General features: G+C 45.4%; 17 protein-coding genes. 9 read left to right on the forward strand and 8 right to left on the reverse strand.

Features of this window, described 5'->3' with window-relative positions; genetic code table 11:
* Positions 1–76: 76 nt before the first annotated feature.
* The 5 genes from ffh to rplS all read left to right on the forward strand — a co-directional run bounded on the left by ffh (position 77) and on the right by rplS (position 3,691).
* Positions 77–1,471 carry a signal recognition particle protein gene (gene ffh, locus F0229_RS05690; protein ID WP_010435884.1) on the forward strand — a complete coding sequence of 465 codons (1,395 nt, stop codon included), beginning with the start codon at positions 77–79 and terminating at the stop codon, positions 1,469–1,471.
* Between the two features lie 212 nt (positions 1,472–1,683).
* Positions 1,684–1,932 carry a 30S ribosomal protein S16 gene (rpsP, locus tag F0229_RS05695; protein WP_004410028.1) on the forward strand — a complete coding sequence of 83 codons (249 nt, stop codon included), beginning with the start codon at positions 1,684–1,686 and terminating at the stop codon, positions 1,930–1,932.
* A gap of 24 nt (positions 1,933–1,956) precedes the next feature.
* The gene (gene rimM / locus F0229_RS05700; RefSeq protein ID WP_017063236.1) at positions 1,957–2,511 is read left to right on the forward strand and encodes a ribosome maturation factor RimM; all 555 of its coding nucleotides are present in this window, start codon (positions 1,957–1,959) and stop codon (positions 2,509–2,511) included.
* 26 nt (positions 2,512–2,537) lie between these two features.
* Complete coding sequence (gene trmD, locus F0229_RS05705; protein WP_017061056.1) at positions 2,538–3,278, forward strand: tRNA (guanosine(37)-N1)-methyltransferase TrmD; 741 nt, start codon at positions 2,538–2,540, stop codon at positions 3,276–3,278.
* A gap of 59 nt (positions 3,279–3,337) precedes the next feature.
* Positions 3,338–3,691, forward strand: coding sequence for a 50S ribosomal protein L19 (gene rplS / locus F0229_RS05710; protein WP_004735514.1), 354 nt, complete (start codon positions 3,338–3,340; stop codon positions 3,689–3,691).
* A 333-nt stretch (positions 3,692–4,024) separates the two neighbouring features.
* Here the strand turns inward: rplS and yacG are convergent, their stop codons facing one another.
* The 8 genes from yacG to nadC form a co-directional block, all read right to left on the reverse strand.
* Positions 4,025–4,222 carry a DNA gyrase inhibitor YacG gene (gene yacG, locus F0229_RS05715; RefSeq protein WP_010435916.1) on the reverse strand — a complete coding sequence of 66 codons (198 nt, stop codon included), beginning with the start codon at positions 4,220–4,222 and terminating at the stop codon, positions 4,025–4,027.
* An 81-nt stretch (positions 4,223–4,303) separates the two neighbouring features.
* Positions 4,304–5,044, reverse strand: a complete 741-nt coding sequence (gene zapD / locus F0229_RS05720) for a cell division protein ZapD (protein ID WP_171732433.1) — start codon at positions 5,042–5,044, stop codon at positions 4,304–4,306.
* Between the two features lie 26 nt (positions 5,045–5,070).
* Entirely contained in the window at positions 5,071–5,685 is a 615-nt protein-coding gene (gene coaE / locus F0229_RS05725; RefSeq protein WP_017058946.1) for a dephospho-CoA kinase, read from the reverse strand.
* Between the two features lie 2 nt (positions 5,686–5,687).
* Positions 5,688–6,557 carry an A24 family peptidase gene (locus F0229_RS05730; RefSeq protein ID WP_017058945.1) on the reverse strand — a complete coding sequence of 290 codons (870 nt, stop codon included), beginning with the start codon at positions 6,555–6,557 and terminating at the stop codon, positions 5,688–5,690.
* 66 nt (positions 6,558–6,623) lie between these two features.
* Positions 6,624–7,853, reverse strand: a complete 1,230-nt coding sequence (locus tag F0229_RS05735) for a type II secretion system F family protein (RefSeq protein ID WP_017065898.1) — start codon at positions 7,851–7,853, stop codon at positions 6,624–6,626.
* A 15-nt stretch (positions 7,854–7,868) separates the two neighbouring features.
* Positions 7,869–9,554: a type IV-A pilus assembly ATPase PilB gene (gene pilB / locus F0229_RS05740; protein ID WP_171732434.1), complete on the reverse strand. Its 1,686-nt coding sequence runs from the start codon at positions 9,552–9,554 to the stop codon at positions 7,869–7,871.
* Between the two features lie 6 nt (positions 9,555–9,560).
* Entirely contained in the window at positions 9,561–10,016 is a 456-nt protein-coding gene (locus F0229_RS05745) for a pilin (protein ID WP_017071017.1), read from the reverse strand.
* A gap of 253 nt (positions 10,017–10,269) precedes the next feature.
* On the reverse strand, positions 10,270–11,160 hold the full coding sequence (gene nadC, locus F0229_RS05750) for a carboxylating nicotinate-nucleotide diphosphorylase (protein WP_171732435.1): 891 nt from the start codon (positions 11,158–11,160) through the stop codon (positions 10,270–10,272).
* 83 nt (positions 11,161–11,243) lie between these two features.
* Between nadC and ampD the strand changes: the two genes are divergently transcribed.
* The 4 genes from ampD (at position 11,244) to aceF (ending at position 17,767) form a co-directional block, all read left to right on the forward strand.
* A complete protein-coding gene (gene ampD, locus F0229_RS05755) occupies positions 11,244–11,843 on the forward strand; it encodes a 1,6-anhydro-N-acetylmuramyl-L-alanine amidase AmpD (protein WP_171732436.1) in 600 nt (199 codons plus the stop codon).
* Between the two features lie 483 nt (positions 11,844–12,326).
* Positions 12,327–13,088, forward strand: a complete 762-nt coding sequence (gene pdhR, locus F0229_RS05760; RefSeq protein WP_008222726.1) for a pyruvate dehydrogenase complex transcriptional repressor PdhR — start codon at positions 12,327–12,329, stop codon at positions 13,086–13,088.
* A gap of 62 nt (positions 13,089–13,150) precedes the next feature.
* On the forward strand, positions 13,151–15,814 hold the full coding sequence (aceE, locus tag F0229_RS05765) for a pyruvate dehydrogenase (acetyl-transferring), homodimeric type (RefSeq protein WP_061032475.1): 2,664 nt from the start codon (positions 13,151–13,153) through the stop codon (positions 15,812–15,814).
* Between the two features lie 30 nt (positions 15,815–15,844).
* On the forward strand, positions 15,845–17,767 hold the full coding sequence (gene aceF, locus F0229_RS05770; RefSeq protein WP_171732437.1) for a pyruvate dehydrogenase complex dihydrolipoyllysine-residue acetyltransferase: 1,923 nt from the start codon (positions 15,845–15,847) through the stop codon (positions 17,765–17,767).
* The last annotated feature ends 94 nt before the right edge of the window (positions 17,768–17,861 follow it).

Below are 17,861 nucleotides of genomic sequence, written 5' to 3' on the forward strand. Positions count from 1 at the left end.
CTACAACGGGTATGACTCTAATCCGCGCTAATGTATACTCACAGTAATAGTCGCAGTTTTGAGCGAAGAGAAAACTATGTTTGATAATTTAACGGATCGTCTATCCAAAACGCTGAAGAACATCAGCGGTAAAGGTCGTCTGACCGAAGACAATATTAAAGAGACGCTGCGTGAAGTACGTATGGCGCTACTTGAAGCCGACGTTGCACTGCCCGTTGTCCGCGATTTTGTTAAGCGCGTAAAAGAAGGCGCTGTGGGTGTTGAGGTTTCTAAATCTCTAACGCCTGGTCAAGAATTCATTAAGATCGTTCAAGCTGAACTTGAAGCGGTGATGGGTGAGTCTAACGAGGCTCTTAACCTAGCAGCGCAGCCGCCAGCCGTTATCTTAATGGCGGGTCTACAAGGTGCGGGTAAAACCACATCGGTAGGTAAGCTATCTAAGCTTCTAACTGAGCGTGACAAGAAGAAAGTCTTGGTTGTGTCTGCCGACGTTTACCGTCCAGCGGCAATCAAACAGCTTGAAACGTTAGCAAGCGATGTTGGCGTAGACTTCTTCCCATCTTCAGCTGATCAAAAGCCTCTTGATATTGCAAACGCTGCAATCGACCACGCGAAGAAGAAATTCTACGACGTGCTACTTGTCGATACTGCGGGTCGTTTGGCTATCGATGAAGAGATGATGGGTGAGATCAAAGAGCTTCATACTGCAATTAAACCAGTAGAGACACTGTTCGTTGTTGATGCAATGACAGGTCAAGATGCTGCGAACACTGCAAAAGCCTTTGGTGATGCGCTACCACTAACCGGTGTTATCTTGACGAAAGTTGATGGTGATGCGCGTGGTGGTGCTGCTCTGTCTGTTCGTCATATCACAGGCAAGCCGATTAAATTCTTGGGTGTTGGTGAAAAGACTGACGCACTAGAACCGTTCCACCCAGATCGTGTTGCTTCTCGTATCTTAGGTATGGGCGACGTACTGTCTCTTATTGAAGACCTACAGAAAAACGTTGATACCGAGAAAGCAGAGAAACTGGCTAAGAAGTTCAAAGAGAAGAAAGGCTTTGACCTTGAAGACTTCCGTGAACAACTAGGTCAGATGCAAAACATGGGCGGCATGATGGGCATGATGGATAAGCTTCCAGGCATGTCTCAGCTACCAGATAACGTTAAAGATAAAGTTGATGACAAGATGTTCAAGCAAATGGAAGCGATCATCAACTCTATGACCATGAAAGAGCGTCAACGCCCTGACCTAATCAAAGGCTCTCGCAAAAAGCGTATTGCCGCTGGTTCTGGTACACAGGTACAAGATGTAAACCGTATGCTTAAGCAGTTCACCCAAATGCAGAAGATGATGAAGAAGATGCAGAAAGGTGGCATGAAAGGCATGATGCGCAACATGCAAGGCATGATGGGCGGCGGTGGAGGTATGGGCGGAATGGGTGGTGGCTTTAACCCGTTTGGTCGATAATCTACAAATGTAAGCTTTAGCTACGTTACTTTTCATAGTGTTAGCCGTGTCACAGAAAGTGTACGGCAGCTATGTTGGTGAAAAAATAGCTAAAGCCCTTGCATTGCACCGGAATAAGAGTAAAATTCCGGGGCTTTAATTTGGCACGAGACCCCAAGCTATTTACTTATACTTGGGGTTAATTATTTTATTAAGAAAGCAAAGAGGACGACATGGTAACCATTCGTTTGGCACGTCACGGTGCAAAGAAGCGCCCATTTTATCAAATCGTAGTTGCGGATAGCCGTAACGCTGCAACTGGCCGTTTCATCGAGAAAGTAGGTTTCTTTAACCCTACAGCTCAAGGTCAAGAAGAAGGTCTACGTCTAGACCTAGATCGTGTTAACCACTGGGTTGGTCAAGGCGCATCTCTATCTGATCGTGTAGCTAAGCTAGTTAAAGACGCTCAAAAAGCGGCTTAATTCTTTTTTAAAGAGAAATAGCTTATGTCGATGAAGGGTAAAGAAACTATGAGCGAGCAAAATAATAGAATTGTCATGGGTAAACTTGGGTCTACCTATGGTATTCGTGGCTGGCTCAAAGTGTTCTCCTACACAGACAATGCTGAAAGCATATTTGATTACAGCCCTTGGTATTTAAACCTAAAGGGTAAGTGGGTTGAGTACAAAGTTGAGAGCTGGAAACGTCATGGCCAAGGTTATGTATGTAAGCTAGCGGGATTAGATGTTCGTGAAGACGCGCAACTGATGACTAACTTTGAAATTGCTATTGACCCTGCTTCGTTACCTGAATTGTCAGAAGATGAATTCTACTGGCGCGAATTGTTCGGTATGCAAGTTTTTACCACTAAAGGTTACGACCTTGGTGAGGTCACTGACCTATTAGAAACTGGCTCGAACGATGTTCTAGTAATCAAAGCAAATCTTAAAGATGCTTTTGGCCAAAAGGAACGGTTAGTACCGTACCTTGAAGAGCAAGTGATCAAGAAAGTTGATCGCGAAGCTCGCCGGATCGAAGTTGACTGGGATCCTGGATTCTAACTCCAAATTACAGAGCGAGAGAACACATGTGGGTTGGCATTATTAGCCTTTTTCCTGAAATGTTCCGTTCTGTTACTGATTTTGGAGTAACAGGTCAAGCGGTTAAAAAAGGTCTTTTATCTATTGAGACATGGAATCCTCGTGATTTCACTCATGATAAACATCGCACTGTTGATGACAGACCTTACGGTGGTGGTCCTGGCATGTTAATGATGGTTCAGCCTTTGCGCGACGCTATCACAACGGCCAAGCAAGCAGCACCGGGAAAGACGAAAGTTATCTATCTTTCACCTCAAGGTCGTAAACTCGACCAGAAAGGTGTTGAAGAGCTGGCAACAAACGAGAATTTACTTCTTATTTGTGGTCGCTATGAAGGGGTAGATGAGCGCATCATTCAATCTGAAGTTGACGAAGAATGGTCGATTGGAGATTTTGTGATGACGGGTGGCGAACTGCCAGCCATGACGCTGATTGATTCAGTATCTCGGTTTGTTCCGGGTGTACTTGGAGATTTCGCTTCAGCAGAAGAAGATTCTTTTGCAAATGGTTTGCTAGATTGTCCCCATTATACGCGCCCTGAGGTGCTAGACGATAAAGATGTACCATCGGTACTCAAGTCTGGAAACCATAAGGACATTCGTCGCTGGCGATTAAAACAATCGTTGGGCCGAACTTGGCTAAGAAGACCAGAACTCCTGGAAAACCTAGCTCTGACTGACGAACAGGAACAATTACTGGCTGAATTCATTAAAGAGCAACGCTCTTAACGAAAAGCAAGCAGTAACCTATTAAATTTAGTATCAGTTTATTCTAGGAATTTATACAAATGAGCAACATCATCAAGGCTCTTGAAGAAGAGCAACTAAAATCAGACCTTCCTAAATTCGCACCAGGTGACACTGTTGTAGTTCAGGTTAAGGTAAAAGAAGGTGACCGTGAGCGTCTACAGGCTTTCGAAGGCGTTGTAATCGCTATTCGTAACCGTGGTCTACACTCTGCATTCACAGTTCGTAAGATCTCGAACGGTGAAGGCGTAGAGCGTGCGTTCCAAACTCACTCTCCAATGGTTGATAGCATCGAAGTTAAACGCCGTGGTGCAGTACGTCGTGCCAAGTTGTACTACCTACGTGAGCGTTCTGGTAAGTCAGCTCGTATTAAAGAGAAGCTTACTAAGAAGTAATTCTTTTTGCATTCTATCGATAAAAGCGGAGCCATTTGGCTCCGCTTTTTTGTGTCTGTTATTTGGAGTTTCGCAGGTAAGAGATCCCCAATTAGCTCATTCCTCGCTCTGGAGGATGACGGAACAAACCGAAACTCATATTTAACCGTCATTCCCTAGACTGACGAAGGAAGGAGTAGGGAATCTCTACTAACGCCGTGTTATAGGCAATAAAAAAGGATTGACGTTAAACGCCAACCCTTCAAAATCTACTCGCTACTCGCTACTCGCTACTCGCTACTCGCTACTCGCTACTCGCTACTCGCTACTCGCTACTCGCTACTCGCTACTCGCTTAGTACGGATCTTCCGACCAACCATCGCTATCCGACATATCTGGTGCGCCAGCGATGCTGTTCTCTTCGTCTGCCCATTCACCGAAATCAATCATCTGACATTGCTTGCTGCAAAACGGGCGGTGCGGGCTTTGTTCGCCCCATTCAACGTCAGCATTACATTGAGGGCATTTAACGATGGTGATTTTCTTCGACATAGTGATTCTTAATTTGAAGGTGTAATAATAGTGAGTTTAGGCTCGAGTGAGGACTCAAGCCAAACTATAAAAGGAAATTAATTAGGTGCAGATTGCCAATTCAAATTCGATGTCTTGAGTACAGGCTTGCCCAGTTTCAAAGCTCATGAACTTAACAGCAAAGCGGTTCTTGTGACCGGAGATCATCGGGTAGGCACCGTATTGCATCGGAATAGAAAGACGAAGGATATTCGCTTCATCGGCATCGCTCTGGAAGAAGCCAGCACGAGCGATTTGCTCTTTGAAGTGACCCGTCTCTCTGGTGAGCTTCAACCACAGTGTTAGCGCTTCATACAGAGGCTGTAGGCTATCCATCCAAGCTTTGGCATCTCGCATTCTCTTATCGAGAGGAAGGTGCAGCCAATAATGCAGTGCGGGCAGATCAAAGCAGCATGAACCACCTGGAAGATTAAAGCGTTGGCGAATTGCACTTAGGAAGCGGTCTTCTTTAAGTGACTGGCCAAAACGCTCTGCCTGCATCAGATCACGATAGATGTTACCAATGTCATTAAGTAGTGATGTCAGCATCTCTTGATCGACACCTTCAACACCCAACCAACTTTTGTAGGTTACACGTTGCTTCTCAATATCTTTTGCGAGTTCGCTCTTGAGTTGGATCTGTTCGAAGATTTCAATCAGATCAAAGATGGAACGGAAAAAGAGTTGATACTGTTGAGCATCGGAAAATGTAGAAGACAAGTGTAGCTGCCTCAAGAGTGATTCGACTCTTAAGTAGATGCGTGTTTTCTCATTTAGAGGATGTTCAAATTTATGGGTGATCATCGAGCAAACCTTCATTCAACATTGTTCTATTCTGACCCATCTACAGCACTGATTGCCAGATACTTTTGATGTAAATCTGTGATTTGAGGCAAAAGTTCTTGGTTTTTAGTATGGTTTTTAATCACGTCATCTGCAACTGCTAAGCGTTGTTCTCTTGAAGCCTGTGATTTTAAAATTGATGCAACTTGTTCCCTAGAAACATTGTCACGACTCATCGTACGTTCTATTTGAACTTCTGCTGGCACATCAACAATTAATACGCGATCGGCCATGCCTTGCATTTGGTTTTCCACCAATAGCGGTGCAACTAATAAACCATACGGGGATGTGATTTTAGACAGGTCACTGTCAATTTTGTCACGGATCATGGGATGAAGAAGATCATTGAGCCACTGCTTTTCTTTAGGATCTGAGAAGATCAGCTCACGCAGCCTACTTCGGTTGAGTGTTCCATCGTCAAGCAAGATAGACTCACCAAAGTGTTCTGTAATCTGTTTTAAGCCGACACTGCCCAGCGCAACCACTTCACGTGCCACGATATCAGCATCAACAATATCTATATTAAAATGCTCATTGAACAGGTTAGCGACCGTAGTTTTGCCACTGGCGATACCACCGCTTAATCCGATAATGATTGCCATGGTTAAATTCCTAGTACAGAAGTGAAATACCAACCCATGATGTCGTTACCCCACATCAAGCTTACCCAACCCGCAATCGCAAGGTAGGGCCCAAATGGAAAGGCTTTATCTATGCCTTGCTGTTTCAAGCGAAGTTGAATCAAACCAAACACAAGGCCAACAAGCGAAGATAAAAGGATGATCATCGGTAGGTGCTGCCAACCAAGCCATGCGCCAAGCGCAGCCAGGAGTTTGAAGTCACCGTAACCCATGCCTTCTTTGCCTGTCAGTAGTTTGAACAACCAATAAACAGACCACAGAGCCAGGTAGCCAGCCATTGCGCCAACCACAGAATCTTGCAGCGATACTGGGCTGATATTAAACAATGCTAAAGCGATACCGGACCATACTAAAGGCAAGGTGATTTGATCGGGTAACAGCATGGTATCGAGATCGATAAAGGTCGCGGTAATCAGTGCGAAGGTGAAAAAAATCAAAGCAATGGCGTAGTAACTGAAACCAAAGTGGCTAGCAACCATTGTGCAAAGTATTGCGGTAAGCAGTTCGACCAAAGGGTAGCGAGCACTGATTGGATTAGCACAGCTATGGCACTTACCCTTTAAGAACAACCAGCTTAAGACTGGGATATTGTCGACGATTCTTAATTGGGTTTTGCACTTCGGGCAGGTAGAGCGAGGAATGCTGAGGTTGAACTTTCCCTCTGGCGCTGGAATTTTATATTGAGAGAAATATTCCGAGCACTCTTGTTGCCATTCACGTTCCATCATAATTGGCAAACGGTGTATGACTACGTTGAGGAAGCTGCCGATAAGAAGGCTAAAAATGAAAGCTAATACGGGGAATAGCCAAGGATAGTAGTGAAATACTTCCATAGTGTCCTTTACCACTTAATCAAGGTGAGCAGAGATTGTTGCTCATGGGTGTTTAGTTGCTTTTAACTATCCTAACACACTCATAAGATTAAAGATCGGTAAGTACATCGCAACCACAAGCCCGCCAACAACTGTCCCTAAAAATACGATGATCAGTGGCTCTAGAATCTTGCCTAAATTGTCGACGGTGTTGTCGACTTCAAACTCGTAAATGGAGGCTACTTTATTGAGCATATCATCAAGGTTTCCTGACTCTTCACCGATCATCACCATCTGTAACACCATTTCAGGAAAGGCGTTGGTATTGCGCATTGCGATATACATTGGCATGCCAGCAGCCGTTTCTCGGTGAACCTCAATGATGGCCGATTCATAATGCAGGTTGCCTGCGGTTTTGGCTGTGGTTTTAAGGCTCATTAAAATCGGAATGCCAGAACTAAAGCTGGTTGATAAGGTTCGGCTGAATTTGGCAATAGAGGCTTTGGCTAATACGCCACCAAGAACAGGAAAGCGTAATCCTAGCCGACTAACAGACAGTTTGATCGAGTGGGAACGCTGACACAGTTGGTAAATAATCAGGACAACAAGCCCTATGCCTACGGCAGTATAAAAGCTGTAAGCCTGCATCCAATGGGAAAGGTAGAGTACTTGTTGAGTGAACCAAGGCAGGTCGGCGCCAAAGCCGGAAAACATCGACTCAAACTCTGGAATCACCATGGTCAGCATTAAGTAGGAAACGGTAAGGGCGACCGCTACAACCATTGCTGGGTAGATGAGAGCCTTTATAACCTTGGATTTTAGTTGCTCACTCTTTTCACGATAGGTCGCCAAGCGTTCAAATACTTGTGCAAGGTTACCGGAGAGCTCGCCTGTGGCGACCAAATCAGTGTATAGGTCATCAAAGTGACGGCTTGCGGTTCGCATTGCTTTTGAGATTGGCGTTCCGGCTTCTACACCTTTGCAGATATGCGATAGAATCGATTTCATTTCAGCTTTGCGGTGATTGTCCGACACCAACTTGATGGCTTGTACGATAGGCACACCAGTGGCCAGCATGGTAGCAAGCTGCCGAGTCAAAATAGTGATGTCTTTGGCTTTTACTCTATGGGTTAAACGAGTGACGGCTGAAATACTTTTCTTTTTGATTTTCTTAATCTGAATATGCTGTTCTTTGAGCTTTTCTCGTACTTCCAATTCGGTGAGCGCTAACGTTTGCCCAGACACTTTCTTGCCTGAGCTGTTAATGCCTTTCCAGTGATAGCTTTTTAATTGTGATTGTTTGGACTTGCTACTCATTGGTGCTCCATTGGTTTATATGTACAGAACACGTTGCAGCTCTTGATAGCTGGTGGTGCCTTCAAGCAATTTATCTAGCCCCGACTCTTGCAGAGTTCTCATGCCTTCTCGGCGAGCCAAGTTTTCAATGGCCAACGCGTTCGGTTTGTCGATCAGGCTGCTTTTCAGTTGATCGCTAAACGGCATCACTTCATAGATACCCACTCGCCCCGAATAACCCTGGTTACACTCATTGCAACCTTTAGGACTCGCTTTGTAGATGGTTTGGCTGTTAGGAATGGAGTGACGCAGGAATATGTCTGGCGAGTCGTCATTTTCTTTGCAGTGGTTGCATAATCGTCTTGCCAGTCGTTGGGCGATAATCAAACTCAATGATGAAGCGAGGTTAAAGGGTTCTATACCCATATGTGCGAGTCGGGTGACGGTTTCTGCGGCGGAATTAGTGTGCAGTGTCGAAAGCACTAAGTGACCGGTTTGCGATGCTTTGATCGCGATCTCTGCGGTTTCCAAGTCGCGGATCTCTCCAACCATCACAACATCAGGGTCTTGTCGTAAAAATGATCGCAGTGCTTCAGCAAAACCAAAGCCGATCTTAGGTGTTACTTGTACTTGATTGATACCACACAGGTTAATCTCCACTGGGTCTTCAGCTGTCGAGATATTGCGTTCCGTAGTGTTAAGCACTCGAAGGCCTGTATAAAGGGAGACGGTTTTTCCGCTGCCGGTAGGTCCTGTCATTAAGATCATACCTTGTGGGCGTTTCAGGGCATCGAGGTAGAGTGCTTTTTGATCTTCGGTGTAACCTAACTTATCGATATCTAGATTGGCCGCACTACTATCAAGCAGTCGAAGAACGATCTTTTCACCCCATAAGGTCGGAAGTGTTGATACACGCATATCAATTGCCAAGTCGTTATTTAGACGCAGTTTAATACGACCATCTTGAGGCAAGCGACGTTCAGCGATATCAAGCTTGGCGAGGATCTTTAAGCGAGCTGATAGACGACGACTTAAGTGAGAGGCGGGTTGCTGTATTTCAACAAGGATGCCATCACAACGCAGGCGTACTCGGTAGTGTTCTTCATAAGGTTCGAAGTGGATATCTGAGGCGCCCTTACGTACCGCATCAACCAGTATCTGATTGATAAATCGGCTGACTGGGGAATCGTCTTGGCTAAGATCTTCAATCGATGCTATCTCGTCGTCAGACACTTCAACAAGATTGGCGAGTTCGTCTTGAGTGATCTCTTTGCGTTTCGAGTCTTGCCCTGAAATAGAGCGGCCATACAGCTTTCTTATTGCACCTTCTAATTCGGAGTAGTTGGCGACGACCAATTCGATCTGCAACCCTGTCGCGAATCTAAAGTCGTCTTCCGCTTGTAAATCGGTCGGGTCGGCGGAGGCTAGTGTGAGAGTCGAGCTAGAGACTGAAATCGGGATCGCGTGATATTTGGTGATCAGCTCGCGAAGCCCTAATTGGTCGCACAAGACTTCATAGTCAATGTTGGCAAGTTGTACTAACGGTAAGCCGAAGATGGTTTTAATGTTGTTTGCTAAGGAATCGCCGCTGAAGAAATCTAGAATGAGCAAAGCTTCAGGTGTTGAAATACCTGAAGCTTGTACATGTTCCGCAACAACTTGTTCTTGAGTCAGGCTAAGCAAACCAGCCTGACGGAGAACAGTTGGGAGGTTGGTGAGCATTGAATATTATAACTTACAGTTTTTTGGTAATAGTGCGTCCTCGACACCATCTGTTGCATCGCTATCACATTCCCATTCGCCATCCCCTGAGCGGCTTAATACAAAAACTTTATCATGTAAAATGGTACTAACTCCGGAGCTTGCGAATGTAAATACGATGGTGCCAACACCAGCTGATGCGTCAGGATCAAATGTAATCGCTCCAACTGGTATCTTTGATGGGACACCTAGCTCATCAGTTAAGCTATTAGCAGGAAAAGCCCCGTTTTCCGCGGCATAAGCCTCTACATTAGTTTTTATACCTGTCATTGTAGCAAGAGCTGAAGCAACTTCTGCTTTGGCTACATATTTTTGATATTGAGGAATGGCAATCGCAGACAATACGCCAATTACAGCCACAACAATCATCAATTCAATCAGCGTAAAGCCTTTCTGATTTGTTCTTTTACTTTTGTTATTCATTGTTCTATTCCATTGTTTAGTTTGTTTCAGTGCAGGCACTGGTTGATGGAAAGAATAGAAGTTGATATGGGGTTGTGGAATGGTGTTCAGGTGTGGTCGCGAGTGGTTTGGTATTTATTGGTGTAGTGTTTCATATAGCACGCAAATTTATGCGATCAACTTAAATAACTGCTTGAAATACTGATAATTCAGGCAATAAAAAAGGCACCGTCACAAACAGTGCCTTTATAGAAATTATTTATTATTCAGTCAATTACGCTTTGAATCTCATTGATAGATCCATTGCTTTTAGGTGCTTAGTTAGTGCGCCTACAGAGATGTAATCAACGCCTGTTTCAGCGAACTCTGCAATGGTATCTAGCGTCACGTTGCCAGAGTTTTCTAGTGCTGCACGTCCTGCGTTGATTTTCACAGCTTCACGCATCATGTCTGTGGTGAAGTTGTCTAGCATGATGATGTCTGCGCCAGCGCTGATCGCTTGCTCTAGCTCTTCTAGGCTTTCGGTTTCAACTTCTACTGGTTTACCTGGGTTCAGCTCTTTTGCAGTAGAGATAGCCTTCTCAATGCCACCACAAGCGATGATGTGGTTTTCTTTGATTAGGTAAGCATCGAACACACCAATACGGTGGTTGAAACCGCCACCACAAGCCACTGCGTATTTCAGTGCGCTGCGTAGGCCAGGAATCGTTTTACGAGTATCCAACAGGCGGCATTCAGTGTGTTTGATTTTGTCTGCGTAGATAGCAGTAGCAGTCGCACAGCCAGATAGCGTTTGAATGAAGTTCATTGCGTTACGCTCACCGGTTAATAGCGCGCGTGCTGGGCCAGTTAGCGTGCAAAGCGTTTGGTTTCGTTCAACCTTGTCGCCATCTTCTACATTCCACTCGATAGTCACTTCACCGCCCAGTTGCTTAAACACTTCATCAGCCCAAGCTTTACCACAGAATACGCCGTGTTCACGAGTGATGATGGTTGCACTGTTGATAGCGTCAGCTGGGATTAGACTTGCCGTAATATCAGCCGCTGGATCTAACGTACCGCCAAGGTCTTCTTTGATTGTTTCTGCGACTGCACGAGTGATCTCGAGAGGCAGTTGCTCTTTTAAGTAGTCAAGGCGTTGGTGGCTGTTATGTGTGTTTTTCATCGCAAATCTAATCTTGAAAGGGAGTGGGAATGGAATGATACTCTTGCTTAACTTCAAATTAAAGAGGCTAGCGCGACTGCTCTATGGGCAAGGTCACAATCTACTGTGCTAGCAAAAAAGAAAGCGAGACCAAGATGACGATCTGCTCCAAAGGATGGTACGAAAACGCTCGGCATGTTCCTTCTCCGTATTTTGACGCTCGACCGAGTGTCGATGATATCTCTCTGCTGGTGGTCCACAATATTAGCCTGCCACCGGGGCAATTTGGTGGGCCTTATATCGAGCAGTTTTTCACGGGCAAGCTCGATCCAGCGGAACACCCGTTTTTCAAGGTGATTCATCAAATGGGGGTATCTGCTCACTGCTTGATTCGCCGTGATGGTGAAGTGGTGCAGTTCGTTTCTTTCCTAGACAGGGCTTGGCATGCTGGCCAATCGAGCTTTGCCGGCCGTGAAAGGTGTAATGATTACTCTATTGGGATTGAATTAGAGGGCAGTGACTTTATTGCCTATACAGAGCAGCAGTATCAAGCCTTGACTGAGCTAACGGAAACACTGGTCTCAAGTTTTCCTCAGATCACTAATGAACGTATCACTGGCCATCAATACATAGCACCTTTACGTAAAACAGACCCTGGGTTGGTCTTTGACTGGACAAAATTTAAAGGCAAATTGCGCTTCTAATCCCTAATCTTATTTATGGCTCTGCCAATTGCAGAGCCTTGCTTAATCAACGCTTAGCATAACCACTTGTGATTTTTTGTTGTTGCAATGTAAAGAAAGTGGTTCGTTGATGGGTATCAATAAATCAAGAGTGTGACGAGCTTATCAAACACCCAGATATTAAAGCTTATGAACAGAAATTTCCCCTCAAATGTGCGCTTGGTTCGATTTTTGACCGACTTGGACTAATCTTTCTGAAACAATTCATTTTTATCCTGAAACTTTCTAGCACGAGTACTCCCCAAAAGTATTACCGCTGTAAATGGTAAGACCAATTTGGTTGCTGTTTTAAATTTCATTTGTTAAATCGTGGTTAATTCACACTGCGTTCTATGATGCAGGTCAATTTTACGCTGGACAGTGGCGTTTTAATTATGTTAATTTCTGCCCAACTTAAAATTGGTATTACCAATTGTCAGCGAAGAAAAAGAAGAACAACAAACTATGGCTTATCAAAGGATTCGTCAGCCAAAACTCTCCGATGTTATCGAACAAGAGTTAGAAAGGTTGATTGTGGAAGGAACACTGGCTCCAGGGCAGCAGCTGCCGCCTGAGCGCGAACTGGCGAAACAGTTCGATGTGTCTCGTCCTTCAATCCGAGAAGCGATACAACGTTTAGAAGCAAAACGCTTGCTTACTCGCCGTCAAGGTGGAGGTACGTTTGTTAGCGAAAATATCTGGAAAAGCTTTTCAGATCCTTTGCTTAATTTGTTGTCATCCCATTCTGAAACCCAACTAGACTTGTTGGAATCGCGTCATGCGATGGAAGGGATTTCGGCTTACTTCGCGGCATTGCGTGGAACCGATGAAGACTTTGCTCGTATTCAAGCCTGCCAAGAAAAAATTCACGGCGCGCAAGAAAAGGGTGATATTGAAGCCGAATCTGCAGCGGTGATGGCTTTTCTTATTGCTTTAACAGAGGCAGCGCACAATGTGGTGTTATTGCACATTGTTCGTAGTTTGGCTCCGTTACTCGAACAAAACGTCTTAGAAAATTTAAAGCTGTTGCATCGTCGTAAAGACGTTGTGGAGAAAGTGAGTATACATCGAGCTAATATCGTAGATGCGATCGTTTCTGGCCAGCCTGAGAAGGCGCGTGAAATGTCACACTCTCATTTAGCTTACATCGAAGAAACATTGCTGGATTTGACGAAGGAAGAGTCGCGCCGCGAACGTTCTCTACGTCGAATTCAACAGGGTAAATAGCCGTAATACTTCGGCTTTTTACGTGTTTAGTAGAATCCAACTAACAAAAAGGATAGATCGCCATGTCTGACATGAAGCATGACGTTGATGCTCTGGAAACTCAAGATTGGTTAGAAGCTCTTGAGTCAGTAGTACGTGAAGAAGGTGTAGAACGTGCACAGTTTTTACTAGAACAAGTTCTAGATAAAGCGCGTTTAGATGGCGTTGATATGGCTACAGGTATCAACACAAACTACATCAACACAATTCCAGCAGCGCAAGAGCCAGCTTACCCTGGTGACGTAACTCTTGAGCGTCGTATTCGTTCGATTATTCGCTGGAACGCAATCATGATCGTATTGCGTGCTTCTAAGAAAGACCTAGACCTAGGTGGTCACATGGCTTCTTACCAGTCAGCAGCAGCGTTCTACGAAGTTTGTTTCAACCACTTCTTCCGTGCTCCAAACGAGACGGACGGTGGCGATCTAGTTTACTACCAAGGCCACATTTCTCCTGGTATCTACTCTCGTGCATTCGTTGAAGGTCGTCTAACTGAAGAGCAGCTAGATAACTTCCGTCAAGAAGTTGATGGTAAAGGTATCCCTTCTTACCCGCACCCTAAACTAATGCCTGAGTTCTGGCAGTTCCCTACGGTATCTATGGGTCTAGGTCCGATCTCTGCGATCTACCAAGCTCGTTTCCTTAAGTACCTAGAAGGCCGTGGTCTTAAAGATACTTCTGCTCAACGTGTATACGCTTTCCTAGGCGACGGTGAGATGGATGAGCCAGAATCACGTGGTGCTATCTCTTTCGCTGCGCGTGAGAAACTAGACAACCTATGTTTCCTAATCAACTGTAACCTACAGCGTCTAGACGGCCCTGTAATGGGTAACGGTAGCATCATCCAAGAACTTGAAGGCCTATTCAAAGGTGCAGGTTGGAACGTTGTTAAAGTTATCTGGGGTAGCAACTGGGATTCTCTACTAGCTAAAGACACTACTGGTAAGCTTCTTCAACTAATGAACGAAACTATCGATGGTGACTACCAGACATTCAAATCTAAAGATGGCGCATACGTACGTGAGCACTTCTTTGGTAAGTACCCAGAAACAGCTGCACTAGTTGCAGACATGACTGACGACCAAATCTTCGAACTGAAGCGTGGTGGTCACGATTCTTCTAAACTGTTCGCTGCATTCAACAATGCAAAAGAGACAGGTGGCAAGCCAACAGTAATCCTAGCTAAGACAGTTAAAGGTTACGGCATGGGTGAAGCTGCAGAAGGTAAGAACATCGCACACGGTGTTAAGAAGATGGACATGACTCACGTACAATACCTACGTGATCGTCTAGGCCTACAAGACATCCTTTCTGATGAGAAAGTGTCTGAGCTTCCTTACCTGAAACTGGAAGAAGGTTCTGCTGAATACGAATACCTACATGCTCGTCGTAAAGCCCTACAAGGTTACACGCCAGCACGTCTGCCAAAATTCACTCAAGAATTCAAAGTACCAGAGCTAGAAGAGTTTGCTCCTCTACTAGGTGCACAGAAGCGTGAAATTTCAACGACTATGGCTTACGTACGTACGCTAAACATCCTACTGAAAGACAAGAACATCGGTAAGAACATCGTTCCTATCATCTGTGATGAAGCTCGTACATTCGGTATGGAAGGTCTATTCCGTCAGGTTGGTATCTACAACCCACACGGTCAAGAATACACACCTGAAGATAAAGGCATCGTTTCTTACTACAAAGAAGCAACATCTGGTCAAGTTCTTCAAGAAGGTATCAACGAGCTAGGTTCTATGGCTTCATGGGTTGCAGCTGCAACTTCATACAGCACGAACGACCTACCAATGATCCCGTTCTACATCTACTACTCTATGTTCGGTTTCCAACGTATTGGTGACATGGCATGGCTAGCAGGTGACCAACAAGCTCGCGGCTTCCTACTAGGTGCTACAGCTGGTCGTACAACACTGAACGGTGAAGGTCTACAGCACGAAGATGGTCACTCGCACATCCAAGCGAACACTATCCCGAACTGTATCTCTTACGATCCAACATTCGCTTACGAGCTAGCAGTAATCATGCAAGACGGTATCCGTCGCATGTACGGCCCTGAGCAAGAGAACGTTTACTACTACCTAACAGTAATGAACGAGAACTACGCAATGCCAGCAATGCCAGAAGGCGCTGAAGAAGGCATCCGTAAGGGTATCTACAAGCTTGAATCTCACGCTGGTGCTAAGGGCAAAGTTCAACTAATGAGCTCTGGTACTATCATGAACGAAGCGCGTAAAGCTGCTGAAATTCTAAGCGAAGAGTACGGCGTAGCATCTGACGTATTCTCTGTAACGTCGTTCAACGAACTAACTCGTGACGGCCAAGCGGTAGAGCGTGACAACATGCTTCACCCAGAAGCTGAAGAGAAAGTACCGTACATCACAACTGTACTTGGTAAAGAACCTGCAATCGCAGTGACTGACTACATGAAGAACTACGCTGAGCAAGTACGTGCTTACATGCCAAGCGAGTCTTACAAAGTACTTGGTACTGATGGTTTCGGTCGCTCTGACAGCCGTGCAAACCTACGTCGTCACTTCGAAGTTAACGCTGGCTACATCGTAGTGGCAGCTCTAACTGAACTGGCTAAACGTGGTGATATCGAGAAATCTGTAGTTGTTGAAGCAATTGCTAAATTCGATATCGACACTGAAAAAACAAACCCACAATACGCTTAATACAGCGCTTAACTAGAAGGTAAATAAGCAATGGCAATCGAAATTAATGTACCTGACATCGGTGCGGATGAGGTTGAAGTTACTGAGATTCTTGTAAGCGTTGGCGACAAGGTTGAAGAAGAACAGTCTCTGATCACTGTTGAAGGCGACAAAGCTTCTATGGAAGTTCCAGCGTCTCAAGCAGGTATCGTTAAAGAAATCAAAGTAGCTGAAGGCGATTCAGTTTCTACTGGTTCTCTTATCATGATCTTTGAAGAGGCAGGCTCTCCTGCGGAAGGTGCTGCAGCAGCACCGGCTGCGCCAGCAGTTGAAGCGGCGGCACCAGTTGCTGCAGCTCCTGCAGCGGCGGCTGAGCTTAAAGAAGTTCACGTACCAGACATCGGCGGTGATGAAGTTGAAGTAACTGAAATCATGGTTGCAATCGGTGATGCAGTAGAAGAAGAGCAATCTCTTCTTACTGTTGAAGGCGACAAGGCTTCTATGGAAGTTCCTGCACCATTCGCTGGTATCGTTAAAGAAATCAAGATCGCTTCTGGTGATTCAGTTTCTACTGGTTCTCTAGTAATGGTATTCGAAGTGGCTGGTTCAGCACCTGCAGCAGCTCCGGCTCCTGCGGCGGCAGCACCAGTTGCAGCGGCTCCAGCAGCATCTGCTGAGAAAGAAGTAAACGTTCCTGATATCGGTGGTGACGAAGTAGAAGTTACTGAAATCATGGTAGCGGTTGGCGATACAGTAGAAGAAGAGCAATCTCTAATTACTGTTGAAGGCGACAAAGCTTCAATGGAAGTTCCTGCACCATTCGCTGGTACAGTAAAAGAAATCAAGATTGCAGCTGGCGACAAAGTGTCAACTGGCTCTCTAATCATGACTTTCGTCGTGGCCGGCACTCCGGTTGAAGGCGCAGCTCCTGCTCCTGTTGCAGCACCTGCACAAGCAGCAGCTCCAGCGGCGGCACCTGCTCCTAAAGCAGAAGCACCTGCAGCGGCTCCAGCAGCAGCTGGCGACTTCCAAGAGAACGGTGACTACGCGCACGCTTCTCCAGTAGTTCGTCGTCTAGCTCGTGAATTTGGCGTTAACCTTTCTAAGGTTAAAGGTACTGGTCGTAAGAGCCGTATCCTTAAAGAAGACGTTCAGTCTTACGTTAAAGATGCACTTAAGCGTCTTGAGTCTGGTGCAGCTGCATCTGGCAAAGGCGGCGACGGTTCTGCTCTTGGTCTACTACCATGGCCAAAAGTTGACTTCAGCAAGTTCGGCGAAACTGAAGTTCAGAAGCTTTCTAAGATTAAGAAGATCTCTGGCGCTAACCTGCACCGTAACTGGGTAATGATCCCTCACGTTACACAGTGGGACAACGCAGACATCACTGAGCTAGAAGCATTCCGTAAAGAACAGAACGCAATCGAAGCGAAGAAAGACACTGGCATGAAGATCACTCCACTTGTGTTCATCATGAAAGCTGTCGCTAAAGCGCTAGAAGCATTCCCAGCGTTTAACTCTTCTCTTTCTGAAGATGGCGAAAGCATCATTCTTAAGAAGTACGTAAACGTGGGTATCGCTGTTGATACACCAAACGGTCTAGTTGTTCCTGTCTTCAAAGACGTGAACAAGAAAGGCATTTACGAGCTATCAGAAGAGCTAATGGCTGTTTCTAAGAAAGCACGTTCTGGTAAGCTAACAGCGGCAGACATGCAAGGCGGTTGTTTCACAATCTCTAGCCTTGGTGGTATTGGCGGTACTGCATTTACTCCAATCGTAAATGCTCCAGAAGTAGGTATCCTAGGTGTATCTAAGTCTGAAATTAAGCCAGTTTGGAATGGTAAAGAGTTCCAACCACGTCTACAGCTTCCACTGTCTCTATCATACGACCACCGTGTGATCGATGGTGCTGAAGGTGCACGCTTCATTACTTTCCTAAACAGCGCACTATCTGACATTCGTCGTCTAGTACTGTAATTGAGAAAGTAATTATTAAGGTGACTTTCGGGTCACCTTAATTCTTTATATAAAGACTATTTTTAGAGAACAGTTTCCTGCATTTCTCATAATC

Origin of the sequence: Vibrio sp. AIC-3, assembly GCF_013114515.1 — a bacterium.
Lineage (GTDB): Bacteria > Pseudomonadota > Gammaproteobacteria > Enterobacterales > Vibrionaceae > Vibrio > Vibrio crassostreae_C.

Coding starts and splice junctions, on each gene's coding strand:
- ffh (WP_010435884.1), top strand. CDS start 77: ATGTTTGATAATTTAACGGATCGTCTATCCAAAACGCTGAAGAACATC.
- rpsP (WP_004410028.1), top strand. CDS start 1,684: ATGGTAACCATTCGTTTGGCACGTCACGGTGCAAAGAAGCGCCCATTT.
- rimM (WP_017063236.1), top strand. CDS start 1,957: ATGTCGATGAAGGGTAAAGAAACTATGAGCGAGCAAAATAATAGAATT.
- trmD (WP_017061056.1), top strand. CDS start 2,538: ATGTGGGTTGGCATTATTAGCCTTTTTCCTGAAATGTTCCGTTCTGTT.
- rplS (WP_004735514.1), top strand. CDS start 3,338: ATGAGCAACATCATCAAGGCTCTTGAAGAAGAGCAACTAAAATCAGAC.
- yacG (WP_010435916.1), bottom strand. CDS start 4,222: ATGTCGAAGAAAATCACCATCGTTAAATGCCCTCAATGTAATGCTGAC.
- zapD (WP_171732433.1), bottom strand. CDS start 5,044: ATGATCACCCATAAATTTGAACATCCTCTAAATGAGAAAACACGCATC.
- coaE (WP_017058946.1), bottom strand. CDS start 5,685: ATGGCAATCATTATCGGATTAAGCGGTGGTATCGCCAGTGGCAAAACT.
- F0229_RS05730 (WP_017058945.1), bottom strand. CDS start 6,557: ATGGAAGTATTTCACTACTATCCTTGGCTATTCCCCGTATTAGCTTTC.
- F0229_RS05735 (WP_017065898.1), bottom strand. CDS start 7,853: ATGAGTAGCAAGTCCAAACAATCACAATTAAAAAGCTATCACTGGAAA.
- pilB (WP_171732434.1), bottom strand. CDS start 9,554: ATGCTCACCAACCTCCCAACTGTTCTCCGTCAGGCTGGTTTGCTTAGC.
- F0229_RS05745 (WP_017071017.1), bottom strand. CDS start 10,016: ATGAATAACAAAAGTAAAAGAACAAATCAGAAAGGCTTTACGCTGATT.
- nadC (WP_171732435.1), bottom strand. CDS start 11,160: ATGAAAAACACACATAACAGCCACCAACGCCTTGACTACTTAAAAGAG.
- ampD (WP_171732436.1), top strand. CDS start 11,244: ATGGGCAAGGTCACAATCTACTGTGCTAGCAAAAAAGAAAGCGAGACC.
- pdhR (WP_008222726.1), top strand. CDS start 12,327: ATGGCTTATCAAAGGATTCGTCAGCCAAAACTCTCCGATGTTATCGAA.
- aceE (WP_061032475.1), top strand. CDS start 13,151: ATGTCTGACATGAAGCATGACGTTGATGCTCTGGAAACTCAAGATTGG.
- aceF (WP_171732437.1), top strand. CDS start 15,845: ATGGCAATCGAAATTAATGTACCTGACATCGGTGCGGATGAGGTTGAA.